General features: G+C 62.2%; 30 protein-coding genes. 15 read left to right on the top strand and 15 right to left on the bottom strand.

The window, feature by feature from the left end; translation table 11 throughout:
* The first annotated feature begins 36 nt into the window (after positions 1–36).
* From HY737_08720 to HY737_08705, 4 genes are read left to right on the top strand one after another with little or no spacing between them, the layout of a single operon-like run.
* Positions 37–1,188 (top strand): SpoIID/LytB domain-containing protein, encoded by a 1,152-nt coding sequence (locus HY737_08720; protein ID MBI4598466.1) that lies wholly within the window; start codon positions 37–39, stop codon positions 1,186–1,188.
* Positions 1,188–1,511, top strand: a complete 324-nt coding sequence (gene yajC / locus HY737_08715) for a preprotein translocase subunit YajC (GenBank protein ID MBI4598465.1) — start codon at positions 1,188–1,190, stop codon at positions 1,509–1,511. Before HY737_08720 ends, yajC begins: the two co-directional genes overlap by 1 nt.
* Before the next feature lie 5 nt (positions 1,512–1,516).
* Entirely contained in the window at positions 1,517–3,718 is a 2,202-nt protein-coding gene (secD, locus tag HY737_08710) for a protein translocase subunit SecD (GenBank protein ID MBI4598464.1), read from the top strand.
* An 8-nt stretch (positions 3,719–3,726) separates the two neighbouring features.
* The gene (locus HY737_08705) at positions 3,727–5,388 is read left to right on the top strand and encodes a DHH family phosphoesterase (GenBank protein MBI4598463.1); all 1,662 of its coding nucleotides are present in this window, start codon (positions 3,727–3,729) and stop codon (positions 5,386–5,388) included.
* On the opposite strand, the gene rpmB is transcribed toward HY737_08705, so the two are convergent.
* Entirely contained in the window at positions 5,330–5,584 is a 255-nt protein-coding gene (rpmB, locus tag HY737_08700) for a 50S ribosomal protein L28 (GenBank protein ID MBI4598462.1), read from the bottom strand. The genes HY737_08705 and rpmB overlap by 59 nt on opposite strands.
* A 53-nt stretch (positions 5,585–5,637) precedes the next feature.
* On the opposite strand from rpmB, the gene recG reads away from it, so the two are divergent.
* Genes recG through fabD form a run of 8 tightly spaced genes read left to right on the top strand, consistent with a single transcriptional unit; the run spans position 5,638 to position 12,306 of the window.
* Positions 5,638–7,626, top strand: coding sequence for an ATP-dependent DNA helicase RecG (gene recG / locus HY737_08695; GenBank protein ID MBI4598461.1), 1,989 nt, complete (start codon positions 5,638–5,640; stop codon positions 7,624–7,626).
* Positions 7,620–8,186: a 16S rRNA (guanine(966)-N(2))-methyltransferase RsmD gene (gene rsmD, locus HY737_08690; protein ID MBI4598460.1), complete on the top strand. Its 567-nt coding sequence runs from the start codon at positions 7,620–7,622 to the stop codon at positions 8,184–8,186. The genes recG and rsmD overlap by 7 nt, the downstream gene beginning before the upstream one ends.
* The gene (gene coaD, locus HY737_08685; GenBank protein MBI4598459.1) at positions 8,183–8,668 is read left to right on the top strand and encodes a pantetheine-phosphate adenylyltransferase; all 486 of its coding nucleotides are present in this window, start codon (positions 8,183–8,185) and stop codon (positions 8,666–8,668) included. Before rsmD ends, coaD begins: the two co-directional genes overlap by 4 nt.
* Positions 8,665–9,108 (top strand): DUF177 domain-containing protein, encoded by a 444-nt coding sequence (locus tag HY737_08680; GenBank protein ID MBI4598458.1) that lies wholly within the window; start codon positions 8,665–8,667, stop codon positions 9,106–9,108. Before coaD ends, HY737_08680 begins: the two co-directional genes overlap by 4 nt.
* Before the next feature lie 7 nt (positions 9,109–9,115).
* Positions 9,116–9,310 (top strand): 50S ribosomal protein L32, encoded by a 195-nt coding sequence (gene rpmF, locus HY737_08675; protein MBI4598457.1) that lies wholly within the window; start codon positions 9,116–9,118, stop codon positions 9,308–9,310.
* 16 nt (positions 9,311–9,326) lie between these two features.
* Positions 9,327–10,340 carry a phosphate acyltransferase PlsX gene (plsX, locus tag HY737_08670; GenBank protein MBI4598456.1) on the top strand — a complete coding sequence of 338 codons (1,014 nt, stop codon included), beginning with the start codon at positions 9,327–9,329 and terminating at the stop codon, positions 10,338–10,340.
* On the top strand, positions 10,337–11,335 hold the full coding sequence (locus tag HY737_08665) for a ketoacyl-ACP synthase III (GenBank protein MBI4598455.1): 999 nt from the start codon (positions 10,337–10,339) through the stop codon (positions 11,333–11,335). The genes plsX and HY737_08665 overlap by 4 nt, the downstream gene beginning before the upstream one ends.
* Positions 11,329–12,306, top strand: a complete 978-nt coding sequence (gene fabD, locus HY737_08660) for an ACP S-malonyltransferase (protein ID MBI4598454.1) — start codon at positions 11,329–11,331, stop codon at positions 12,304–12,306. Before HY737_08665 ends, fabD begins: the two co-directional genes overlap by 7 nt.
* A gap of 32 nt (positions 12,307–12,338) precedes the next feature.
* On the opposite strand, the gene nadA is transcribed toward fabD, so the two are convergent.
* The 7 genes from nadA to HY737_08625 all read right to left on the bottom strand — a co-directional run bounded on the left by nadA (position 12,339) and on the right by HY737_08625 (position 19,130).
* Positions 12,339–13,349: a quinolinate synthase NadA gene (gene nadA, locus HY737_08655; protein MBI4598453.1), complete on the bottom strand. Its 1,011-nt coding sequence runs from the start codon at positions 13,347–13,349 to the stop codon at positions 12,339–12,341.
* Between the two features lie 8 nt (positions 13,350–13,357).
* Positions 13,358–14,053 carry an NUDIX hydrolase gene (locus tag HY737_08650; GenBank protein ID MBI4598452.1) on the bottom strand — a complete coding sequence of 232 codons (696 nt, stop codon included), beginning with the start codon at positions 14,051–14,053 and terminating at the stop codon, positions 13,358–13,360.
* A gap of 90 nt (positions 14,054–14,143) precedes the next feature.
* Positions 14,144–14,887 (bottom strand): class I SAM-dependent methyltransferase, encoded by a 744-nt coding sequence (locus HY737_08645; GenBank protein MBI4598451.1) that lies wholly within the window; start codon positions 14,885–14,887, stop codon positions 14,144–14,146.
* 78 nt (positions 14,888–14,965) lie between these two features.
* The gene (locus HY737_08640; GenBank protein ID MBI4598450.1) at positions 14,966–15,229 is read right to left on the bottom strand and encodes a septation protein SpoVG family protein; all 264 of its coding nucleotides are present in this window, start codon (positions 15,227–15,229) and stop codon (positions 14,966–14,968) included.
* A gap of 52 nt (positions 15,230–15,281) precedes the next feature.
* Positions 15,282–16,727 (bottom strand): hypothetical protein, encoded by a 1,446-nt coding sequence (locus HY737_08635; GenBank protein MBI4598449.1) that lies wholly within the window; start codon positions 16,725–16,727, stop codon positions 15,282–15,284.
* A 153-nt stretch (positions 16,728–16,880) separates the two neighbouring features.
* On the bottom strand, positions 16,881–17,450 hold the full coding sequence (locus tag HY737_08630; protein ID MBI4598448.1) for a hypothetical protein: 570 nt from the start codon (positions 17,448–17,450) through the stop codon (positions 16,881–16,883).
* Positions 17,451–17,582: 132 nt separating this feature from the next.
* Entirely contained in the window at positions 17,583–19,130 is a 1,548-nt protein-coding gene (locus tag HY737_08625) for a glycosyltransferase family 39 protein (protein MBI4598447.1), read from the bottom strand.
* A gap of 67 nt (positions 19,131–19,197) precedes the next feature.
* Here HY737_08625 and HY737_08620 point away from each other — a divergent pair, with 67 nt between their 5' ends.
* Positions 19,198–19,926 carry a glycosyltransferase family 2 protein gene (locus tag HY737_08620; protein ID MBI4598446.1) on the top strand — a complete coding sequence of 243 codons (729 nt, stop codon included), beginning with the start codon at positions 19,198–19,200 and terminating at the stop codon, positions 19,924–19,926.
* Here HY737_08620 and HY737_08615 read toward each other — a convergent pair.
* The 5 genes from HY737_08615 to HY737_08595 form a co-directional block, all read right to left on the bottom strand.
* Positions 19,886–21,349 carry a glycosyltransferase family 39 protein gene (locus HY737_08615; GenBank protein ID MBI4598445.1) on the bottom strand — a complete coding sequence of 488 codons (1,464 nt, stop codon included), beginning with the start codon at positions 21,347–21,349 and terminating at the stop codon, positions 19,886–19,888. The two genes, HY737_08620 and HY737_08615, sit on opposite strands and share 41 nt — an antisense overlap.
* 45 nt (positions 21,350–21,394) lie before the next feature.
* A complete protein-coding gene (locus HY737_08610; protein ID MBI4598444.1) occupies positions 21,395–21,799 on the bottom strand; it encodes a type II toxin-antitoxin system VapC family toxin in 405 nt (134 codons plus the stop codon).
* Positions 21,796–22,047 (bottom strand): hypothetical protein, encoded by a 252-nt coding sequence (locus HY737_08605; protein ID MBI4598443.1) that lies wholly within the window; start codon positions 22,045–22,047, stop codon positions 21,796–21,798. Before HY737_08605 ends, HY737_08610 begins: the two co-directional genes overlap by 4 nt.
* A 294-nt stretch (positions 22,048–22,341) precedes the next feature.
* On the bottom strand, positions 22,342–22,656 hold the full coding sequence (locus HY737_08600) for a hypothetical protein (protein ID MBI4598442.1): 315 nt from the start codon (positions 22,654–22,656) through the stop codon (positions 22,342–22,344).
* Positions 22,657–22,666: 10 nt separating this feature from the next.
* Positions 22,667–22,981, bottom strand: coding sequence for a Bor family protein (locus HY737_08595; protein ID MBI4598441.1), 315 nt, complete (start codon positions 22,979–22,981; stop codon positions 22,667–22,669).
* Positions 22,982–23,295: 314 nt separating this feature from the next.
* Between HY737_08595 and HY737_08590 the strand changes: the two genes are divergently transcribed.
* On the top strand, positions 23,296–23,604 hold the full coding sequence (locus tag HY737_08590) for a toxin (protein ID MBI4598440.1): 309 nt from the start codon (positions 23,296–23,298) through the stop codon (positions 23,602–23,604).
* On the top strand, positions 23,576–23,842 hold the full coding sequence (locus tag HY737_08585; GenBank protein MBI4598439.1) for an antitoxin: 267 nt from the start codon (positions 23,576–23,578) through the stop codon (positions 23,840–23,842). Before HY737_08590 ends, HY737_08585 begins: the two co-directional genes overlap by 29 nt.
* On the opposite strand, the gene HY737_08580 is transcribed toward HY737_08585, so the two are convergent.
* Positions 23,839–23,991 carry a hypothetical protein gene (locus HY737_08580; GenBank protein MBI4598438.1) on the bottom strand — a complete coding sequence of 51 codons (153 nt, stop codon included), beginning with the start codon at positions 23,989–23,991 and terminating at the stop codon, positions 23,839–23,841. The genes HY737_08585 and HY737_08580 overlap by 4 nt on opposite strands.
* Before the next feature lie 56 nt (positions 23,992–24,047).
* On the bottom strand, positions 24,048–24,408 hold a 361-nt coding region (locus HY737_08575), incomplete at its 5' end, for a hypothetical protein (GenBank protein ID MBI4598437.1).

Raw genomic sequence — 24,408 nt, 5'->3', positions numbered from 1 at the left:
TGGAATTTGGTGTTTGGCGCTTGCTTGGTATTTGGAATGTGGTGTTTGGTGCTTGTTCCAGCAGAAGCCCAGCCCAATCTTGACCTCATTCGCGTGGCGGTGTCCCGCGAGGATCCTCACGTGACGCTGCAGGTCCACGGCCGGTTCCGCATGTTCGCGCTGCACACGCAAGATCCCATCCATGAAGGCCGGCGGCTTGACGCCGTCGCTGTCACCGCCACACCGCAGGGGCTGTTGATCGGCGAGCAGGCCGTGCCGTACCTCGGCGTGCGCATCGAACCGGAAAGCCGCGCAGCCATCAGCCTCAACGGCAAGCGATTGCGCGGAACCCTCGAGATCGTGCGGCAGCAGAATTTGACACTGCTCGTCATCAACCACGTGAGCTTGGAAGATTATCTGCGAGGCGTGCTGAGCAAGGAAGCCCCGGACTACTGGCCGCCGGAGGCGCTGAAAGCGATTGCGATTGCCGCGCGAACCTACGCCGTGTACCAGCGGCTGACGAAAGAAGCGGTGGACTACGATGTGACCGGCGATGTGATGTCGCAAGATTACGGCGGCAAGACGGCGGAAAAGGCCGCGACGACCCGAGCCGTCAAAGCGACCGCCGGGTTGTTGCTCCTTGCTCACGGCAAGCTGTTCCCGCCCTTTTACCACTCCACGTGCGGCGGCACGACAGAAAACGGCCGCGTCATGGGCCCCTATGACTTGCCGCCACTGCGCGGCGGCGTGGTCTGCCATTTGTGCGAGCGCTCGCCATTTTACCTCTGGCAGCGGCGCCTCACGCGCGCTGACATCAACTGGGCGCTGCTAAAAAGCCGTCATGGTTCCGTCGGACCTATCCTTGATCTGCAGGTGACCAAGCGCACCGCCAGCGGACGGGCCGAGAACATCACCATCACCGGAGCCTTGCGCGCCGTGCGTCTGTCAGGGTATGAGTTCCGCGCGCTCTTCGGATTTGATCGCATCCGCAGCCCGTTGATCACCATCATCGCGCAGGATGACGCGTTTCTCATCGAAGGGCGCGGCTGGGGCCATGGGGTGGGCATGTGCCAGTGGGGCGCCGCCGAGATGGCGCGGCGCGGATTTTCCGCCGCGGAAATTCTGGCCTACTATTACCCCGGCGGCGAAGTCGCCCCGGCGCAGGAACTGTTGAATCGGCCCATGGACATCATAGGAGGATCGACGTAATGCCTGAGCAAGCCGCCGCCGCACCCAACCCGCTGATGATGTTGCCGATGTTCGGCATGATGTTCCTGATCTTCTACGTCATCGTGTTCCTGCCGCAGCGCAAGGCGCGGAAGGAGCATGAGGCCATGATCAAGCATTTGAAGAAGAACGATTACGTGGTGACGACGGGCGGCGTCTTCGGCACCGTCGTCAATACCAAACCGGATGCGGTGACGCTGCGGATCGATGACAACGTGCGGATCGATGTGGAGCCTTCGGCCATCATCCGGCTCGTGAAACCCAAGGCTCAGGCGACTGAGCCGGCGCTCGCGGAGAAGCGCTGACCCCCATGCCGAGAAATCTCTCGACACGCGTCTTCATCGCCCTTGCCGTGGCAGCGCTCAGCTGCTGGTTCACGTTTCCGCTGAAGGATCGCATCGGGTTGGGCCTTGATCTTCAAGGCGGCATGCACCTCATCCTCAACGTGGATATCGCAAAGGTGCCGCCGGAGGACAGAAACAAAGATATCGCCGGGGTCGCACTCGAGATTATCCGCAACCGGATCGACCAGTTCGGCGTGCGCGAGCCATTGATCCAGCGGCAGGGCGAGCATCACATTCTTGTCCAGCTGCCGGGCATTACCGACCGCGAACGGGCGCTGAAGCTCATCGGCCAGACCGCGCTGCTCGAGTTTCAGCTGGTCTCGGAAAATCAGCGGCTCATCCAGCAGGCGATCGACGGCACCGTCCCGCCCGGCCATCGATTGGCGCAGGATGAGCAGGGCAATCCCTTGCTGTTGGAGACCGAGCCCACTCTGACCGGGTCGATTCTGACGGATGCCATGGTGGATGCCGGGGAATTCGGCCTTCCAGAAGTGTCGTTCCGTTTGAATCGGGAGGGGGCGAGGGCCTTCGGGCTGCTGACGGGCTCGCATGTCGGGCGCCGTTTGGCCATTGTCCTCGATGGAAACGTGCAATCGGCGCCGGTCATCCAGAGCCGCATTACCGATGCGGGGCAGATCACCGGCCGATTTACGCGCGAGGAAGCGCACGATTTGGCCATCGTCCTGCGCGCCGGCTCCTTGCCCGCGCCCATCGTCGTCGAGGAAGAGCGCACCGTCGGGCCGACCCTGGGCCAGGATTCCATTCGAGCCGGCCTGGCGGCCACCGCGGTGGGCGGAGCGTTCATCGTGGCGTTTATGCTGGGCTACTATCTGCTCGCCGGGGTCGTCGCCGTGGTCGCGCTCGCGCTCAACCTGCTCCTCATCCTCGGGGGGCTTGGATATTTGCACGCGACACTCACCCTGCCGGGCATCGCCGGCATGGTGCTGACCTTAGGCATGGCGGTGGATGCGAACGTGCTGATTTATGAGCGGATTCGAGAAGAGCGCAAGGCCGGACGGCCGCTGAGCGTGGCCATCGGCGCAGGCTATGACAAGGCGCTCTCTGCCATTATCGATTCCAACATGACCACGATGGCGGCCGCGATCTTTCTCTATTGGTTCGGCACGGGGCCGATCCGTGGGTTTGCCACCACCCTGATTATCGGCTTGGCCGCCAGCATGTTCACCGCGATTTTTGTCACGCGGATCCTGTTCGATCTCCTGCTCAACGCCGGCCGTCTTACGGATCTGAAGATGATGCAATTCATGCCGGCCACGAAGATGGATTTCATCGCCAAGCGGAAGGTCTGTTATGTGTTGTCGCTGCTGGTCGTCGGCGCCGGGGTGACGGCGTTTATCCTGCGGGGCGAGGGCCGCTACGGCATCGATTTCAGCGGCGGGTTGTTGCAGGAGTACCGGTTCGCCCGCCCGGTGGCGGCCGCGCAGCTGCGGACGACGCTCGCGAAAGTGGGGTTGGGAGATGCCACCATCCAGCCGTTCGGCCGCCCCACCGAATGGCTGATCCGCACGCCCAGCCATACCGACGCCGATGTCAACGCCACGGTGGATCGCGCGCGCGAAGCGATCTTCGCTGATTTTTCCGACGCGAACCCTGAACGCCTCCGTACGGAGCGGGTGGGGCCGGCCGTCGGCGCGATCTTGCGGCAAAAAGCCGTCATGGCCATTGTCTGGTCGATGATCGCCATTCTCGTGTACGTCGCCGCGCGCTTCAGGCACTGGGATTTCGCCGCGGCCGGCGTCGTCGCCTTGGTGCATGACGTGGTGGTTGCCACCGGCGCCTTGTGCCTGCTGGGACGGCAGATCGACATGGTGGTGATCGCCGCCCTGCTGACCATCGCCGGGTTTTCCATCAACGACACCATTGTGATCTATGATCGCGTGCGGGAAAACATGCGTCTGAACAGGAAATTAGGGCTGGTGGATGTGGTGAACCTGAGCATCAACGAAACGCTGGGCCGCACCCTGCTGACGTCCTTGACGGTCATCGGCGCCGTGCTGGCCCTCTACGTCTTCGGCGGGGAAGTGCTGCGGGACTTTTCCATCTGTTTGCTGGTCGGGTTTATCTCCGGCGTGTATTCGACGGTGTATATCGCCTCGGCGCTGGTGATTTCGTGGCGCCGCCCAGCGGCTCAACTGCAGAAAACGTAAGCACAGGCATGCAAGCCGTGTGGAAGGTTGCTCCCGCCGATCCTCGGTCCGCCGAGCGATTAGCCGAAGCCCTTAGCATCCACCCCTTGACGGCGCAGGTGTTGCTGAATCGCGGCCTCGCTGATGCGGCCGCGGCCGGGCGATTTTTGCAGCCCACCCTCGAGGCCCTCGAGGATCCTCTCGCTATTTCGGATCTTCCGCTGGCCGTGAACCGTTTGCGCCGGGCCGCCGCCTCGAACGACCCGGTGGTCATTTTCGGCGATTCCGATGTGGATGGCCTGACCGCCAGCGTCATCCTCTCCGAGGTGCTGCAGCAGCTCGGGGCGCGCGTGAGCGCGCATCAATCGAATCGCCTGCGGGATGGATATGGCGTGCCGCGGACGTTTCTTCGGCAGCTCAAGCGCCTGAAGGGCCGCGTGCTGATCTTGGTGGACTGCGGCACGAATCAGGCGGAGGACGTCCGTCGCGTGACCGCGGAGGGCATTGCGGTGATCATCGTGGATCACCATGTGCCGCTGTCGGAGGCGGCGAAACCGTTTGCGCTCGTGAATCCGTATTGCGGAAGAAGCGCGGCAGGCCGGGGGTTGTGCAGCGCTGGTTTGGCGTTGAAAATCGCCCAGGCACTTCTTCGCCAGCCGGCGCATGAAGCGCTGCACCCGTATTTGGATCTTGCCGCGTTAGGCACGCTCGCCGATTGCGCCCCGCTCCTCGGCGATAATCGGGTCATGGTGGTCGAGGGGCTGCCGCGGCTGCTGCAGACGCATCGGCCGGGCTTACGGCGAGTGTGCGAGTCGACATCGATCTCCCAGGCTGAGCCGGAGCAGATTCTGAAGCGGCTCACCCCCCGATTGAATGCCAGCGGACGGCTGGGTGAAGCCTCGACGGTGTGGCGCCTCTTGCGCGGCGTGGCACCGGCGGCGATCGATGAGCTGCTGAAGGCGAATGCGGCCGACCATGGCACGACCAAAAGGCTGCAGCGGCGCATCGTGGCTGAGGCGCATGAACAGGCGAATCGGCTGCATTGCCGCGACCAGCGCGTGATTGTCGTTAGCGGCCGCGGATGGCACCAAGGGTTGATGGGGCCGCTGGCGTCCCAATTGGCCGAGCGGTACGGCCGGCCGGCGATTGCCGTCGCGGTCGATGGGCAGCGCGGCATCGGTTCAGGGCGCTCCGTGCCGCATGTCAATCTGCTCGACGTCCTGCAGGCGTGCCGATCGCTGTTGATGCGATTCGGCGGGCACGCCCAAGCCTGCGGATTAACCATGCACCAGAGGCATCTGGAGCCGTTCCGCGCGCTCATCAACGAACAGGCGCGTCGGCTGCATGGCGCCGCCGGATGGATCAAGCGCCGGCTCATCGATCTTGAGCTGCCGCTTGAGGCGATGGCGCCGGGCTGGGTGGGGGAACTTCAGCGGTGCGCGCCCTTTGGCGCGGGCAACCCGCGGCCCACTGTGGTCGTGCGGAACCTGACGATTGAACTCGCCTCACCCCGTATCGCGCGGCTGTCGGACGGACAGCGCTCGATTCGAGGCAAAGGGGTGTTTGGAGGGGTTCTTCCGGACGGCCGCTACGATGTGCTGGCCACGCCAGCGCTCGAAGGCGATGGCGTGGTTATGCAGGTGGCCGACGTGAAGGTTTCAACGGGGCTCGCGTTACACGGCCGGATCTGATGCAGGACGTGCAGACGCGCGCGCGCCGCACTGTTCCATCGAGCAGCAGAGTTGCCGTTTGAAGATTTGGCAGGAATCGGCGGCGATTCACCCGGACGGTTCGCCGACCCACCCCGCCTTTTTTCTTGAGTTTTCCTCGGTGGGTCACCTGATGTCCAATGACCGGCCGTTTGCCGCAAATCGCGCACGCTTGCATTGACGTCTCCTCATGCCTCGCTCTTCTGAGCAAACCATCATTATACACAGGCCATGACTGTCTCACAAGCTCCGCCATCGCCTGAGGCGCTTCGGTACGTCAAAGGGGTGGGGCCTTCGCGCATGCAGCAGCTCGCCCAACTGGGGATCGCAACGATTGAGGATGTCTATCTCGCCGCCCCGCGGCGCTATGAAGACCGCACGCGGTTCGCGGCCATCGGAGAAGCACAACCCGGCGAGACAACGACCGTCAAAGGGCAGGTGCTGTCCAAGACGCTGCGTCGGATTCGCGGCGGACGCACGATCGTTGAGATCGCAGTCGGTGATGACACCGGCGTGCTCTACGGGACATGGTTTAACCAGCCGTATCTCGCAGGGCAGGTGCGCGTGGGCGATGAGTTGCTGCTGTACGGGCAGCTCGAGCCGCGAACCCGGCGGCAAATGATTCATCCGGAGATTGAGCGCATCGAAGGGGGGGAAGATGCCTCCTTGCATCTCGGGCGCATCGTGCCGGTTTATCCGCTGACCGCCGGGCTGACCCAGCGATGGTTCCGCCGGATGGTGGCGACGGTCTTGGCGACCCACAGCGGCGCCATTGAAGAGACGCTGCCGCCGGCACTGCCGCAGCAGCGCGGCTGGCCGTCGCGGCGGCAGGCGATCCACGAGTTGCATTTTCCTGCGTCGTGGGACGCGCTGAACGCGGCCCGGGAACGCCTGGCCTTTGAAGAGCTGCTGGTGTTTCAGGCCGCCATCGCCCAGCGCCGAAGCCGCAACGCCGCCGTCGTCAAACCGCAGCGCTATGCGCTTGACGGCCCCGTCAGCCGCAGCGTGCAGCAGCAGCTGCCGTTTCAATTGACGGCGAGCCAGCAGGCGGTGCTTCGGGAATTGCTCGAGGATCTTCAGCGGCGTTCGCCGATGCGGCGGCTGCTGCAGGGCGATGTCGGCTGCGGCAAAACCATCGTCATGGCGCTGGTGACGGCGGCGGCGGCGCAAAGCGGCTACCAAGTGGCCCTGATGGCGCCGACGGAGCTCTTGGCAGAGCAGCATGCGCGCACGATGCGCGATCTGCTGGAACCGTGCGGGGTTGCGGTAGGGCTGCTGTCTCAAGGGCTCACCCCGTCGGAGCGCACCCAGCGGCTGGCTGACATCGCCAGCGGCCGTCTGCAGGTGATCATCGGGACCCATGCGCTCATTCAACGGCCGGTCCAGTTTCATCGGCTCGCACTCGTCATCATCGATGAGCAGCATAAGTTCGGCGTCGCACAGCGCGCGCAGCTGGCCGGCAAAGGCCAGCAGCCGGACGTGCTCATCGTCACGGCCACCCCGATTCCCCGCACCCTCGCCATGACCCTGTATGGAGATTTGGATATCTCAACGATCACGGAATTGCCCGCCGGCCGGCAGCCGATTACGACGCGGTGGCTGCGCGAAAGCCAGCGCGCCGAGGCCTACGCCATGCTGCGCCGCGAGCTCACGCGCGGCCGTCAGGCCTATGTGGTGTATCCGCTCGTGGAAGAGAGCTCCTCGACGGAGCTCAGAGCCGCGACGCGCATGGCCAAGCACCTGCAGGCTGAGGTGTTTCCGGAGGTTCGCGTGGGCCTGCTGCACGGGCAGATGAAGCCTGCGCAGAAGGAGCAAGCGATGCTCGCCTTCTCCCGCGGGCAGCTGCAGGTGCTGGTCTCGACGGTGATCGTGGAAGTGGGGTTGGATGTCCCGCGCGCGACCTTCATGCTCATCGAGCATCCGGAGCGGTTTGGTCTGGCCCAGCTGCATCAGCTGCGCGGCCGTATCGGGCGGGGCCGCGAGGCCGCCACGTGTGTCGCCATCAGCGACACCGACGATGAGGCCGCGTCAGCGCGCCTGCGGGCGTTTGTGGAGACGACGGATGGCTTCCAGTTGGCCGAGACAGACCTCCAGCTGCGCGGGCCGGGGGAGCTGCTCGGACGCCAGCAGCATGGCCTGGTGCGTTTTCGTGTGGCGAATCTCGCGCGCGACCAGCACCTCTTGGCGTTGGCGCGCGAAGAGGCATATCGGCGATGTTGAAGATTACTGGAGGGCAGTTCCGCGGACGGACCCTCGTCGCACCGCCAACGCTGCGGCCCACCGAAGCGAAGGTCCGGCAAGCGGTCTTCAATATCCTCGGTGACTTCATCGACGACGCTCGGGTGCTCGACGGGTTTGCCGGCAGCGGCGCCTTCGGCCTGGAGGCGCTCTCTCGAGGCGCGGCGTTTGTCGCCTTCGTTGAATCGGAGACGGAGGCGGTGTTATGCCTCCGCGACAACGTGGCCCGGTTTGACCCTGAGCTGCCGCCCGGATCCTCGCGCGTGGTGCACATGGACATCGACGGCGGCCTGCGGATGCTCGCCAAGGAAGAGCCGCCCTTTGACGTCGTCATCCTGGACCCTCCGTACCGCGCCGTCGACGGAAAAAAAGCCTTGAACACCGTCGTGGAGTGTGCTATGCTCGCACCCTCTGGCGTGGTGGTGCTTGAGCACCATCGGAACACCCGCATGCCACTATCCGTGGGTGCTGTGCGCCAGTGGAAAGAGCACCGGTATGGAGGGACGGTGCTCTCGTTATATCAGCTGGGAGCCGCAGAATGAACGTTGTCTACCCCGGCACATTCGATCCCGTCACCTACGGCCATATCGACCTGATCACTCGCGCCCGAACGCTCTTTGACCAGGTCATCGTGGCCGTCGGCCATAATCCGGAGAAGCGGCCGTTGTTTACGGTGGAGGAGCGGGTGCAGCTCTTGCGGCGGGCGACGCGGTCGATGCGCGGCGTGACGGTCGACCATTTTGACACCTTGGTGGTGGACTATGTCCGCCGCAAAAAGGCGCGCGTCATGATCCGCGGCCTGCGGATGCTCTCGGATTTTGAATCCGAATTTCAGATGGCGCTGGCGAATCGAAAGCTCTCGGGCGAGGTGGAGACCATGTTCCTGATGCCCTCGGAGTCCTACGCCTATATCTCCGCGCGCTTGATCAAGGAAGCCGCCGTGCTGGGCGCTGACGTCTCGGCCTTCGTGCCGCCGTTTGTCGCGAAGGCGCTTCGGCAAAAGCTCGGCGGTGGCCGCGCATGAGTGGCGGCATTGAGACGTGTGAGGACGCCATGAAAATCTATGTCAGCAAAGTTCCGGAAGAAGGCATCCACCAGCGCGCCCGCTACGATCCATCGGCCATGGACATGGACCGCTTCGACATCCACCTCACCGAGCCGTTTGAGGCGGAGGCGTTTATCACCAAGGCGGATCGCGAGTTGGTGGTCAAGGTGGACATTCAGGCACCCTTGCACATGACGTGCGCGCGCTGCCTTGAGGCGTTCACCACGACCGTCACGCCGGATGCGCTCTTCAGCTACGCGGTGCAGCCGGCCGACGTCGTCGACATCACCGAGGATGTCCGCCAGGAAATCATCCTGGCGTATCCCATGATTCCCGTTTGCCAGCCGGCGTGCAAAGGCTTGTGTATGGTCTGCGGGCAGAATCTCAACACGGCCGATTGCGGACACCAACAACAGTGAGGAACCCATGGCGCTTCCGAAACGCAAACACAGCAAGGCCCGACGCGATAAGAGCCGCACCCACTGGAAGCTCAAACTGGCGTCGCTGACGGCGTGCCCCCAGTGCGCGAAGCCGATGATTCCGCATCGCGTGTGCTCTTCGTGCGGGACCTACCGCGGCCGGCAAGTGGTGGTGATCGCTGAGCCAAAGAAAGCGTCGTAATTCCTTTTCAATGGCGATCAAGGTCGCACTCGATGCCATGGGGGGTGATGACGCCCCCGCCTCGCCGATCGTCGGAGCCATCCGGGCTGCCGCGGAATTTCCCATCGAACTGGTCCTCCTCGGACCCCGCGATGTGATTGAGCACCAGTTGTCCACCTACCATCATCGTCCTGCCAATATCTCCGTGGTCCACGCTCCGGAAGTCATCGGCATGGATGAAGCGCCGGTGGCCAGCATCCGCAAAAAGCGGGGGTCATCGATCACCGTCGGCATCCAGCTCTTGAAAGACAAAAAAATCGACGCGTTTGTTTCCGCCGGCAATACCGGCGCGATGGTCTCGGCCAGCACCCTCATGGTGGGGTTGCTGCCGGGCATTGAGCGTCCAGGCATTCCGGTGCTGCTGCCAGGGCTTCAAGGCGATACCCTGCTGATCGATGTGGGGGCGAACATCGATCCAAAACCGCTGCATCTTGTCCAATATGCCTTGATGGGCGATGCGTACTGCCGCTGCGTGCTGAGGACCTCCCGGCCCAAGATCGCCTTGCTGAATGTTGGGGAAGAGGAAACCAAAGGCACCGACTTTCACAAGGAAACGTATCGGCTGCTCGAAGGCTCCGGACTCAATTTTGCCGGCAATGCCGAGGGCCACGACCTCTTCTCCGGCGAGTTTGATGTGATTGTCTGCGACGGCTTCGTCGGCAATGTCACGCTGAAGACCTGCGAGAGCTTGGGGCGGGCCATCGGCGTGCTGCTGAAACGCTCCCTGACCATGAGCCCGATCACCCGCATCGGAGCGTGGCTTGCGCGCGATGCGTTCCGGGCGCTGAAAAAAGAAACCGACTACGCCGAACGCGGAGGGGCACCCCTGCTCGGGGTGGATGGCGTGTCCATCATCGCGCACGGCGTCTCCAGCCCCAAAGCGATCAAAAACGCGATTCGGGTCGGCTACGAAGCCGTCCATCATGAGCTGAACCGCCACATGGTCGAAGCGATCAGCCTGTACGCGCAGCACGTCCCGATGTCCTCATGAGCGCCCGCGCGAGTGTTTCGCATCGCATTGGCATCATCGGCTTAGGGATGTACATTCCTCCTAAGGTGGTGACCAATGCCGACCTTGAAAAAATCGTCGAAACGAACGATGAATGGATCCGTTCGCGCACCGGGATTTGCGAGCGCCACGTGGCGGATCCCGGCACGACGACCAGCGATTTGGCCGCCAACGCCGCCCAAGGAGCTCTCAAGCAAGCGCATCTTGATCCGAAAGATCTTGACCTGCTCATTGTGGCCACGACGACGCCCGACATGCTCTTTCCCTCAGCGGCGTGCCTCGTGCAGCGGCGTTTAGGGGCGAAATCCGCCGTCTGTTTTGATCTCTCCGCCGCCTGTTCCGGCTCGGTGTTCGCCATGATCACCGCGCAGCAGTATCTGCAGTCGGGCCGATATCGGAACGCGCTGGTGATCGGGGCGGAAGTGCTGTCCGCCTTCATCGACTGGACCGATCGATCCACGTGCATCCTCTTCGGCGACGGGGCCGGGGCGTGCGTGCTCGCTCCGGTCAAGCGCGGCGGGATCATCGCGACCGACATGGGCTCTGATGGGACGGCGGCGGAGCTGCTCACGATGCCGGGTGGGGGCTCCAAATACCCGCCATCGCACAAATCGATTGATCAGAAACTGCACTTTCTTCGGATGAACGGCTCGGAAGTGTTCAAGCTCGCGGTGCGGCGCATGGCGGACTCGGCGAAGAAGGTCATGAGCGACGGCGGCATTCAGCCGGAACATGTGGAGTGCTTCATTCCGCATCAAGCCAATGTGCGCATCATCGAGGCGGTGGCGAAATGGGCCCATCTGCCGATTGAAAAGGTCTACATGAATTTGCAGCGCTATGGGAACACCTCAGCGGCCTCCAATCTCATCGCCCTGTATGAAGCGGTCAACGAAGGCGTCATTCAGAAACAGGACCACGTCGTCATCGTGGCCTTCGGGGCCGGCATGACGTGGGGCTCCATCCTGCTGCAATGGTAGCCATCGCCTACTTGCTGCCGGGGCAGGGCGCCCAGGCGGTCGGGATGGGCAAGGCCTTCTACGACCGCTTCGAGATCTCCAGAGAGATCTACAAGCAGGCCAACAAAGCGCTCGGGTTTGACGTCACCGCCCTGTGCTTCGAAGGCCCGCCGGAAGACCTGACAAAAACCGAAACATGCCAGCCCGCCCTGTTTGTCACGTCAATGGCCGCCTATGCCGCCTTCCGTGAAACAGCGCCTACCATAACCCCCGTTGGTGTTGCCGGGCTGAGTCTTGGGGAGTTGACGTCGCTCGCGGTGGCGGAGGCGTTTTCGCTGAGCGATGCGTTCTATCTCGTGAAGGCTCGAGGTGAAGCGATGGCGGAGTGCGCGGTGAAATCCGGCGGGGCGATGCTGGCGGTGATCGGCTTAACCGAAGAGGCCATCAACGGGGTGTGCCACCAATCCGGGGCCACCGCGGCGAATTTCAATGCGCCGGATCAAATTGTGCTCTCCGGCACGGTGGCGGCGATTGCCCATGCCGGGGAATTGGCAAAAGCTGCCGGAGCGAAACGGGCGATTCGGCTGGAGGTGGCCGGGGCCTTTCATTCGCCGATCATGCAGCCGGCTGCCGAGGCGTTCAAGCGCGCCCTCGCGAAGGTTGAGATCCGCCAACCGAACGCTCCCGTCATCAGCAATGTGACAGCGCTTCCGGTGCGCGATCCTGATGAGATCCGCCGGCTGCTCGTCGCACAGATCATCAGCCCGGTGCGGTGGGTGGCGTCGATGCGTTGGATGATTCAGCGGGGGGCCACGCGCTTCATCGAGTTTCCGCCGGCCCGCGTGCTCACCGGGCTGCTGCGCCGCATCGACGCCTCGGTCACCGGCCTGACCATTGATCAGCCTTCCGACTTCGACAAACTCTCCGGCAACGGGGCGCCGCGGGCTGCTCCCTCGGGGAACCCTCCCTCTCGCCGGGCCTCCCTCTCGTGAGCATCCCGCGTCGCCCCGTATTCTTTAGAGGACTAGACAATATCCAGCATGCGCTGGATGGGCAGGACGGCGCGCGCGGCGATCTTCGGATCCACCGTCACCACATGCTGCATGGTCACCAGCGCCATGAACGCTTTCTCCAGCGTGTTGCGTTGCATGTGGTGGCAGGTGGCGAATCGGCTAGCGGGGTAAAACTGTTTCTCAGGATACTGCGTCTGCAATCGGTTCAGCAGTCCGGTTTCAGTGGCAATGATGAATTCCGACCCTGGAGAGCGTTTCACGTGCTGGACCATGCCCTCCGTGGAGAGGATCTGATCGGCCAAGTTCATCTGTTTCGTCAGGCAGCCGCACTCGGGATGCATGAGGAACTCAGCGTCCGGATGCTCTTCGCGGAGGCGATCCACTTCCTCGGGAAGGATCGCCGCATGCGCCGGGCAGTAGCCTTTCCAGAGATGGATCTTCCGCTTCGTCTTCGCCTTCAAATAGCTGCCTAAATAATAATCCGGCACGAACAAGATCTCCTTCTCCTCCGGAATATGCTCAATGACCTTGACGCCGTTTGTCGACGTGGCGCAATAGTCGCACTCCGCTTTGACCGCCGCTGAGGTATTGACGTAGCACACCACCACGCCGTCCGGGTGCCTGCCTCGCCACGCCTTGATCTGCTCCGGGACGATCATGTCCGCCAGCGAGCAGCCTGCCGCGAGATCGGGTATGAGCACCGTTTTGTCGGGGCAGAGCATGGCCGCGGTTTCGGCCATGAAGTGCACCCCGCAGAAGAGAATCACCTTGGCGTCGGTTGCTTGCGCTTGCCGAGCAAGTCCAAGAGAATCACCCACGAAATCTGCCACATCTTGAATCGAACCTTCTTGATAGTTGTGCGCCAGAATGATCGCCTGGCGCTCTTGCTTGAGCCTGCGGATCTTGTTTTTGAGAAAGTCGCCGCTTCCTCGACCGTTGGTTGCGGCGTCTCTCCTCCGCTGGCCATGGGCCGCATGGCCGTTGCCATTGAGGAGCGCTGGCGTGATGGTCTGCGTGTCCATGGCGTCGGTTAGAAGGGCACGATGATCCCTTTTTCCTGCAGCTTCACGACTTTCGGCTCCGTAAACGTGTACATCCGCGCCGGTCGCTGCCGGCCGCTGGCCTGAAACCTCGTCGTCCCCCGCAGGATGCCCAGCTGCAGCATCTTGCGCCGGAAATTCCGCTTATCCAGCCGCCGGCCGAGGATGACCTCATAGGATCGCTGCAAGTCGGTCAGCGTAAACTCCCTCGGCAGCAGCTGAAACCCGACCGTCGTGTAGTTCACCTTGTTCTGCAGACGCTCCAGCGCGTAATCCACGATGCGGCGGTGATCAAACGCCAGCTCCGGCAGGCGCTTGACCGGAAACCACATCGCCTCAGCTACCCGCTGCCTGGCCTTCAGCTGCACTTGCTGCCAGTTCACTAACGCGTAGTAGGCGACGGTGATCACCCGCCCGCGCGGGTCCCTCGCCAGCTCGCCAAAGGTGTAGAGCTGCTCAAGATAAATATTGCCGATGTTCGTTTCTTCATGCAGCTCCCGCAGGGCGGCGGCATCCACCGATTCCTCAGCGCCCACGATCCCCCCGGGCAGGGCCCAGGCCCCCCGATACGGGGCCTGCTTTCGTTTAACCAGGAGCAGCTTGAGCGTGCCGCCCTGGATGGTCAGCAACACGACATCCACGGCGATCGCCTGCTTGCTGAGCTGCCCGTTGGAGGAGGCCGTCATTTAGTGTATGACCTACACTAATAAATATAGTGTGCCCCAGACACTTTGTCAAGCAAAAATCCAGGAGGAGCAAAAATCCAGGGGGTAGCGTTAGCGGGAAGCCGTCTTGCGGCAGAGGGCGTAGAGGTCTAGCGCTTGGCGCGTGACGAACGGCTTGGTGACGAAATCCTTCACGGTGGTGTGTTGATAGAAGCGGGCGATCGGATTGAGATGCGCCGGCCCCCATTTCATCAGGCCCCACCGCTTCAAGCGCTGGAAGAGGCGCTGCTTCATGGACGGATACAGGCCGTGCAGCTCAACCGAGGGGAAGGCCGTTACGAGCAGCGCCTTCAGCTCCGGGGCCGTAAACTCTTTCTCGTGGTAGCACAGTTTGGTGTACGGCCGGCCGGGCTTCATCGCCTGCTCAAGATTCAGCGTTGAGATCGCGCAGACGCCATCCGGCTTCAGCACGCGGGCCAGCTCGCTAACAAACGCCGGCAGCTGCGGCTCCGGGATATGCTCAATCACTTGAAACGAGCAGACGACGTCAAAGCTGTGATCGGGAAACTGCAGTTTTCCGGCGTCCATGTGCGCAAACCGCAGGTTCGGATGCCGATAGATGGCAGCAGCCCGCGCGGCATTGCCGGGAGCTGAGTCGATGCCGATCACCTCCGCTGCACCTTCGGCAAGATAGGCCGAGCCGTAGCCTGAACCGAATCCCACCTCGAGCACCCGCTTCCCCTTGACATACGGCTTGGTAAAGGCGTAGGCGCACAGGTGCTGGGCGAAAAATTTCGGGTCGTGCTCGTGCGGCACCATCCCGCACACATAAGCGTCTGACTGTGCTTGAGTCATGGGGCTATCTTAGGCTAGGCCTTCGATGCCGTCAACGACCCAGGCGGGCCGCGGCCCGCCTGGGTGTCGCGATCAATGTTACTGTGCGGGGTTCTGCTGATACGCGTCGAGGACGAGGCGCTCGACGGTCGTCTTCGTATCCTTAGTGAGCGTCTCCACGGTGTCAGTCCACTTGCCTTGCCGTTGCTGGCGCGGCATGGAGACGAACAGGCCGTTCTTGCCGTTGATCACGCGCAGCCCCTTCACAAGAAACTCCTCCCCAATGGCGAGGTCGGCGAACGCCTTGGTCGAACCCCCGCCGTCAAACCGCGTGATGCGCTTCACCATCAGTGCCTGTGCCATTTCCTCCTCCTCTGGTTGCCGACGAAGACACGGCGTATCCTCTTACGCGGTGTTAGTCGGTCTTCGGTGCAATGGTGATCTGCTCAGAAAAGTACCCGCCGGTCAGGCCGTCTAAGACGGCGGTCAGCTCCTGGAGCCGAAGCTCCTTCTCCAGCAGCGCGTGGGGATCCGTCGGCGGCTGCGTGAGCAGAGCCACCTGCAGCCGCCGCCGTTCGAAATACGCCCGCGTCACCTGATCCACGATGTCATCGCGCAGCTCGACCATCAGTTTCGACCGGACATCAATGGTCGTCTGATCATCGCTCCAGATGAGATTGCCGAGCTCCCACTTGACGGACAGATCGGCGCGGGCGTCGCGGTCCTCGGTTTCCACGATCTGAAATCTCGGGAAGGTGCCTTCATCGATGCTGGCATCGCGCGACCGCGCGCGGTTGACACCGACATCCACCGTCGGCAGCATCGCCCGCAGCGCGGCCTGCCTCCGCCAGCGGCGGATTTTCTCCGGCGAGACCTCGGCATAGCGGATGGCCGCTTCGCGCACCAGGCCGATCGACGGCTCGTGCACGAAGTTCTCCAGGAGTTCTCGGGTTGGAGGCGCGTCGGAGGCGGTCAAGCGCTCAATGGCCTCCGGGGTGATCTCAAACTGATACAGGCCGTGCGCGGTCGCCGCCCACAGGTGGGTTGGTGTGGCGGCCACGTCGTTGATCGCCGGCAGCGCGGCATCATGCGGCAGCCGCTCCCATCGTTGAGCCGCCGGCACGAACCGCGCGATTCCGCTGCCGGTTGAGGCGTACAGCGCGGTGGGGGAGTGCGCGACGGCGGTCAGGCGGGTGATCGGCGTCGGGGGCAGCCCGTGCGCGATCAGCCGCTGCCAATGCCGCCCGCCGTCGAGACTGTGGTGGAGGGCGCGCGAGGTCGCCAGGTAGAGGGTGGTTGGCTGCTGAGGGTCGATTGCCAGCGCGCGGAGCGATCCTGAAACCTGTTGGGCGTCATCGGCGGGGGCCTCGGACGGTTCGGTGGTTCGACGAAAAAGTTCTTCCCACCCTGTGCCATCGAGCCATCCGCCAAATACGCGCTGCTGCGTCACCAGATACGCGCGGTGAGGCGCGTGAGGATCCAGCACGGCGGCCAGCAGCGGCCCGGCGGCTGGCGGTGCGTTGACCTTATTCCACCGGCGGCCTCCGTCGCGGCTGAGCCAGACCTCGCGATCCGTGCTAAGCAGCAGCAGCGAGGCGGGACGGCTGACGGCGATGCTGGCCAGCTGCGCTTGCCCTCGAGCGCGGAATCGCGGCTGCCAAGTCTTGCCGGCATCCGATGACTCATAGAGGCTGCGACGGCTGGCGACAAACAGGTGCTCGGGAAGAGCGGGATCAGCGGCGACCGCCACAAACGCCGTTTCGGTCAGGCCGGTTTCCACGCGCTTCCAGTGAGCGGTGTCGGCGGAGGCAACCGACAGGGGCCAGAGGAAGACGCCAATGACAAGGAGAGCCCGGCGCATGATGACACTCCTGAATGAGCAGAGATGATACGACGGGCAGGGAAGGGCGTCAGCGGTGCTTAAGGAAGCGTCTTACGGAAGGGCCGCCCACGAGGGCGGGCACGAAACAACAGGGACAATCTTAAGGACTGCGGCGGACGCTGTCAAGAATTTTTATTGGCGGATCGCTTGCCACGCGAATTGATCGATGGTGACGGTGTAGCAGGCGGCCTGCGCCGAGCGGCAGCCGCGGATCGTGCCGGCGAGGGTCATGGTGCCGGTGAACGGGCCGGAGCCGCCCAGGGATCGCCACGTGCCGATGAAGGGTTCGGTGGCGCTGAAGGCTTGTGAAACCCCGTCGCACCGATCGGTGGGCACTCCGGCGATCGGCACTGTGAACTTCAGGTCGCTGGTCGTCGCCAGGCCCATCGCGATGTGCATCCGCCCGCTGACCAGCAATTCCATGTCGGCCGATGGGTGCGGTCCGGTCCGCCAGCAGCCGAGCGTGCCATCGGCGCAGCGGAGTGCTGAGGAATAGAGGAACGTGTACGGGAGGACGGGGGCCCGGCCGCCGATGCGTTGGCGAGACGCGTGCGCCGCATCGCAGAACGTGCGCTGAATCGCCACCCGCTGGTGGTCCTTCAGCAGCGTTCCGGCAGGTTCCCTCGCGGGTGTTTGCGTAGAGGCTTCTCCAAGACCCGCCGCCACGACCAGCGCGATCAATGTCACCAGTTTGTTCGGCATGAGATTCTGCTTAGTGTAGCACTACGGCTAGCGATAGCAATGCCGAATCGCGTTGAATGCCGAATCGCGTTGAGCCGGATGCGGAATAGCCCGGCGAAGGAGGGCGAGGGGTTGATCGATAAGCGCGGCGGCTCAGCGGGCATGGGTCGGCTGATGGGTCGCGCGCTTATGGAAGATGACCACACCGGGCCAATCGGTCACCGGGCGGAAGCGATGCAAAAACGGATCAGGCGCATGTCCCCACAGGTGGTCCGGGATGGCGGTGTGGATGAGCTCATAGTGCGTGATGATGTCGGAAAAATACGGTTCGGTGTACGAATGCTGGGGCATCAATTCCTGCTGCATGACGATCCAATCCGGATAGGTGTGCTCGAAAAACGCCGCCGAGCGCGTATCCACCCGCAGCGACGTGTAAAACACCAGCGGCGCAATCGAGTAGCGGATTTTCACCGTCTCGCCCGGCGCGGCATGGGCGTTTAAAAACTCGACGATACCCCGCGTGCTGTCCGGCACGTCGTGTGTGAGCTCATAGACATAGTCCGCGAGAAACAACCGGGAGGTCCCATGGAGCAGGCGATCCGGCCGGTGCAGCACGTCGGTCGCCACCATCACCAGCACCGTCGCGGCCAACGCGATCGGGCGATGCCCCAGCCACCGCAGCAGCCCCCAGGCGGTGAGCAGATAGAGCAGCGGCACGATGATGAGCAGATACCGGTAAAAATGCTGCCGGGCCGGCAGCAGCACGAGCAGGCAGGCCCCGATCACCCAGCCGAGGAGGTGTAATGCGCTGCGGGTGGCATCAGGCACCGGTGCTTGAGGCATCCGGCGGCACCTCGGGATGATGAGTGCGGCGAGGATCAGCCCAAGCGGCACCGTGTAGCTGTTGATCATCTTCACGTAAAACGAGCTGTTGCGCCACAGATCGCGCAGGAGGTTGTGCGTGCCGTGCTCTAAGGCATGGGCGTACAACATCCAGGCGGTGGCCAGCACGGAGAAGGCAATCACCCACGGCAGCGTCTCCCGCCCGCGCCGCATGGCCCGTCCGCTGCTGAACCACCAATGCCCGGCCATGCCCAGCAGCAGCATGACGCTTGCCGTCCACGCGGAGTGAAACGCGAGCAGCATGCTGATCAGCCATGACCACCCGCTGAAACGCGCCCGCGCCAACCACCGCCAATACGCCAGCAGCGCGCACAGCGAGAACACCACCATCGGCGCGTAATACCGGCACTGCCGCATGTGCAGCAGAAACGGCACCGAGGTGGCCAGCAAGAACGTCGTGAGCCCCGCGACCTGCCGGTCCCCAACAAATGTTTTGGCCATCCGCCAGGTGAGGACAATGCTGCCGAGTCCCAGCAGAGCAAAGGGCGCGCGCGCGGCCCAGGTGGTGATGCCGAAGAGCAGAAAGGAGGCGGCCGTCAGATAAAATTGGATCCAGCCGTGGAAGACCCAGACGAAGCCAGGCCGGTGCGTGGCGAAGGGCAAATGCAGCAGATGGATGCCGTCGAAGGCTCTGGGGTAGCCGAAGCGCAGCACGTTGCGCGAAACGACGGCGGTTTCGGCTTCGTCTTGCCACAGGTAGGCCGCGTCAAGCCGCGTGAACAGCAGGACTGCGGCACCCAACAGCAGCACGCCGAGGAGGAGCCACTCGCTGCGTAAGATGCGCGTCGTCGATCTCATCGGGTCAGGCCGTGCATTATATCACCAAAAAGATCGTCGACCGAGGTACAATAGGCGAATTATGACGATGACGCCCGCCCCCCCAAGGGTCAGCGTGTTGGTGCCGGCCTACAACGAGGCGCGGACGATTGACACGGTGCTTCGCGCCGTCTGCCGCACCCCCATCGACAAAGAAGTGATCGTGATCAACGACGGCTCCACCGACGGCACCGGGGAGATCCTCGAGCGGCTTCAGCAGGAGCTGCCGATCCGCGTCATCACCCACCCGAAGAATCTCGGCAAGGGGCAGGCGATTCGCACCGGCATCCAGCACAGCACCCGCGACGTCGTGCTCATCCAGGATGCCGATCTGGAATGCGATCCAGCGGAGTACCCAGGGCTGCTCGCACCGATGATGGATGAGCGGGTGAAGATCGTCTACGGGTCGCGCTTCCACGGCGTGCCGCTCACCTCAGGTGGCCATCACCGGCTGGGAAACTGGGTAATCACCGCGATGGTCAATCTGCTCTTTGGCTCCTCGCTCACCGACGCCGAGACCGGCTACAAGGTGTTTCGACGGATGGTGGTCGCACCCATGCAGCTGCGCGCCTTGAGTTTTGACTTTGAGGTGGAGTTCACCTGCAAGGCGCTCCGGCTTAAGCATGCGATCGTTGAGGTGCCGGTGGCCTACACGCGCCGCCGCAGCTATGCCGAGGGGAAAAAGATTACGTGGAAAGACGGCGTGCGCGCCCTGTGGGTGATTACGCGGTGCCGGTTTACCTCGGCGGCGGCTCCACCGCCATCCGGTACATCGTGAAGACGGCGTTGGCGTACACCGGTTCAAACAGCGCGGCGTGCCGCTGCAGCACGGGCTGCAGCAGCGATTGATCAGTGAAAAAGATTGGGCTGGCCACGACGTAGGCCGCGCCGATGCGACGCAGGTACGCCACAATCTCTCGGCCATCGCTCGTGAGCGGATACACCGCGGATCGCCGGCCGGTGTATAACGAGAGCACCCGCGGTTTGGCAAAGACGATCACCGACGACGGGTCGGTGTCCCGCCTGATGTAATCGAAGAGCTCCACCGTTTCCCGCTGTGCGACTCCCTCCTTGATCGGTCCGTAGTCAACCTTCGTATACGCGGCGGCGTATGACGCAAAGATGGCGATGAGCACGGTGGCCGTGGCAAGACGGCGGGTGGTGTTTCGCCGGCCCCACGGAAGACTCCGGATGCCGGAGAGGGCATAGGCGACATACAGCGGGATGACCGGGAACAGATACCGGATGCCTTGGTAGTGCGGCCAGCTGAAAATCGCAGCAAGATAGAGGAGGGGAAAGACCTCCAGCATGGTTACGCCGCGCCGAAGTGCTGAGCCGTAGCCGAGGAGGGCTAGCCCGTTGACCGTCAGAAACAGCGCTTTCATCAGCGGTTTGGAATAGCCGTTGCGCCACAGATCCCGAAGCTCCTGCGAGTAATACGCGGCATGCGACCACATGGTCTTCGGGGCATTGCCCAGCTGGGCCAGATACGCGCGGTCCGTGTGCAGCCAGAGATTTTGCAGCGCGATGAGCCCAGCCAGCAGCAGCAGGGCGATGAGCAGCGAGCGAGAAGGACGCTGCCGTCGGATGGCCAGGGCGATCACCAGGGCGGCTGGGATGAGCAGCCCAAGGCTTCTCGTGCCGTAGGCCAGATACCAGACAAGGCCGGTGGCGAGGGCGAGCAGCCACCTGGGCCGCGGCGAGGCGCGCTGGAGATCGTGCTGTGCGATGAGCCAGAAGCTCGCATAGGTAAAACACAGAAACGGAACATCAGACAGCACCTGGTCTTTGAAACTCCAGAACAGCGGATTGACCCCGATGATCGCCACCAGCGCGAGGGCTTCGGCATCTGGACGGAGGCGTCGAAACACCAGGAACATCATGAAGAGCGCGGCCAAGAACCATAGCACGACCGCGGCTTTCATAGCGGTGAGGTTCAGGCCGAAGAGTGCATAGACCGGGGCGAGCAGCAGCGGGAAGACCGGCGGGCAGGCCGGGGGGCCGATGGGATTGGCCGGATTATAGAGGTAGCCGCCGGAGGCATACGGCCGGCCTTCGGCGATATTTTTCGCGTGCTGGAGATACGCGCTGAAATCATCGCCCCAATCGTGGCCGGCCCGCAATGTGGCCAGATACCCCGCGCCGATCGCGGCGATCAGTCCCAGCGCGAGGAGCCCACCCCGCGTCGTTCGACTCCTCATAGGGTCAAGGCTTGCCATCAGGCGCGCGGCGCCAACGATGCCGCGTTACTTCGGCTCGAGGCGGGTCAGGCCGGGAATCGCGTCAAAATGCCGGTCGTAGCTATAGAGGTGGGTGACGCCATGATTGAACATGATGGCCGCATGCACCGCATCGCGTGCTTCGATCTGCGGATGCTTGGTCAGCAACTCACTGGCGACCATGACATCTAATCGCGCGACAGGAAGAATCGACATGATGGTTTGCACGGTCTGCTGAACTAAGGCGACCCCCTCCTGAATGAGCCGAAGTTTTGAGTAACGATACAGCAATTCTTGTAACACTTCAGCGTTGCTCACAGCTTCAATCGCGCCACTGGAAATCTGGCGCATGAGCTGAATCGATGCCTCTTTATGAGGGTGTTCCACACCCGCCGCGTACATCATAATATTCGCATCGATGAACACCTTCATCGCTCCCCGAGCGCTCCGTCAATCGTTTCCCGCTCCATGCTCTGCCAATCACTGACTGGCAAGCGCATTGCGGCGATGGCTTCCACAGCCGCGACGCGAGCAGCGCGATCTGGCAAGAGGTATTGCCTAATCGCCGCTTGTCGCACGAGATGAGCGACAGAAGTTCCTTGCTGCTTCGCCACGCGCTCAAGCTGCCGATAGATCTTCGGCGGAAACAAAATCGTCGTCTTTTTCGTCAACGTCTCCATCGAATCACCACCTCCATATCCATATATGGATATAGCACATTTCTGCTTTCCCGTCAAGGAATCCTTTACAACAGGCGATGCTCCCTTATGGAGATGGATGAAGCGCGGCGTCCATCCGGCGGTAATAGCGCGTGCGCGCCGCGACCTTCATCCGAGCCGCCACGTGGCCGACCAGCGCCCCGGCCGCTGAGCCTACTCATCGGCGACCCCGTTGTTCGTAGAAAATTATTTTGGCCCAGGAAATACATAATCTCCTGGGCCAAAAGCAAACCCCCATCTGTATGAACTTCTCAACTAATCACGACATGAATATTCGACGGTCCAGGGTTCCCACAAGTCAACTCCAACGATAAGCGAGTCGATGCTACCGGCCAAACCATTGAGGAAACTCCGCTCTACCATGACGTCATGCCAAGGTTTTCCATTACATCGATCGTGCAGATCAACCGGGTCACTGGCTTCCACGAGTGAAAAGGCGACTGTATGATGCCACTCAGAATTGGTCTCCGGCGTGGCCGCATCCTGCCCGTTCTGAAAATGAATGGTTGAGCAACCGAGCGAAAGGATTGACACCATAGCACTGCCTACAAGCAATTTCGGCATCTTCATTTGGCCCCCCTCACCTGCACCAGACTTTTGCTGTACGTGGTGCGTAGATTCCCAACGTGATGAAAGTGAAGAGCTCGTCAAGAAATGTGAACTGGGTTTGCATTTGTTGGACATTTTGAGTACCGCATACCTTGCGAACATCAATCCAGTGATCGCCAACTAAACCCCAAAGAAAAAACGCCTCTCTCTTTTCATAGGTTGGATGGGAGCTAATCGTTCGCTCTCCTTGCTGCGTGAGCGTCACAGTAGCGCAACCCGAAAGCACGACACACGCTAAGGTCGCAGCGACGGTCCGTCTGATACGCTGATCCCTAAGCAGGGACATACCCACCTCCAGTGGTTGAGAGCTGTGACGTACGCGGAACCGAGGCGTGGTGCTGTCGTTCCAGGATAGAGATTGGCGGCTTCCGTGTCAAGGCGTCGGGCGAAGCGCGGCCTCGATGTCTTGCGCGACCTGATTGGCCATCTCCGTCAGGACGCACAAAGTTGGGGTCCAACCTGACCCTAGCCTTTGTGGTCACGACGCCGTTGCCGCAGGCGATCTTCAACATCTGACCGGCGCCAGTGGTCGCCACACAGAGGACTCGCGATCGCCAAGAAACTGTTGACAAACGGCAGACAATGTGTATAGACTAGCGTATGGCGCAGTACCGGTGGAATCCGGCCAAGAACGACTGGCTGCTGCAGCACCGTGGCATTTCCTTCGAGCAGATCGTGTGGCACATCGCGGAAGGATATCTGCTGGATGTGTTGTTCTCCGACAAAGCGCAGTACAAAGGCCAGAAGCAGTTGGTGGTGGCGGTGCGGGGCTATGCCTACCTGGTGCCCGTGGTCGAGGAGGGGGAGGCGATCATCCTGAAGACGATCATCCCCAGCCGCAAGCTCACCAAGCAGTACCTACGGAAAGGGGGAACAGGCGATGGCGCGACTGAAGCACGAGGAACGTAAGCTCCTCGCATCGGTAGAACAGGGCGAGTGGCGACCGGCCGGCAAAGCGGTGATGAAACGCTATGTCCAAGTGGCGCGCCACACCCTGAAGAAAGACCGCCGGGTGAACATCCGCCTTGCGCAGGTGGACCTCGAGGGCATCCAGACCAAAGCGTTTGGAGAAGGCCTGCCGTATCAGACCTTGATCGCCAGCATCCTCCACAAGTACGTCACCGGTTCCCTCGTCACGAAGCGCTAACAGGTAACACCGGCGCGGCGCCACGCGCGGCCACCGGGCCAGCCGGTGCCGGCACAGCTCACCTCGTACTCCTGCTCAAGGACCAGGCGAATGGCCGCCAGCACGTTCGCTTCGTCATCCACAATCAAGACCGTCGGCTTCTGAGGCATCGTCGGGTCAAGTGTACCATATCAGCGCCCTGACTTGAAAAATGGGGAGCATTACATTAAGGCTTCCGGCTGCCTTTTACTGCGATGATGCCTAACAGCTTTGTATTGTCAGGAGTTGTGAACACCGTGTAATGCACGTCGAGCGTATCCAACCCATGGATTCGTGTGCATTCTTCGTTCGTCTTTTGAAGGGCAGCAATTACGACATCGAATCCTTCTGCAATTAACCACTTATATTTTGACCGGCGAGTGTAGATGACCAGAAGATCCTTACTCAGCGGGGTTCCTGAGCAATAATTTCTCTCCTGACGACGGAAAAGGGCTTTATGGCAGGATTCAGTCAGGGCTTTTTGTCGATGAGCGGTGCTATGTTCTAAGAGTCTGATCAGCTGAATCCGCTGCAGCTCATCATTGTTG

Source organism: Candidatus Omnitrophota bacterium, assembly GCA_016209275.1.
GTDB lineage: Bacteria > Omnitrophota > Gorgyraeia > Aquiviventales > Aquiviventaceae > JACQWM01.
This window is presented reverse-complemented; position numbering and strand designations above follow the sequence as displayed.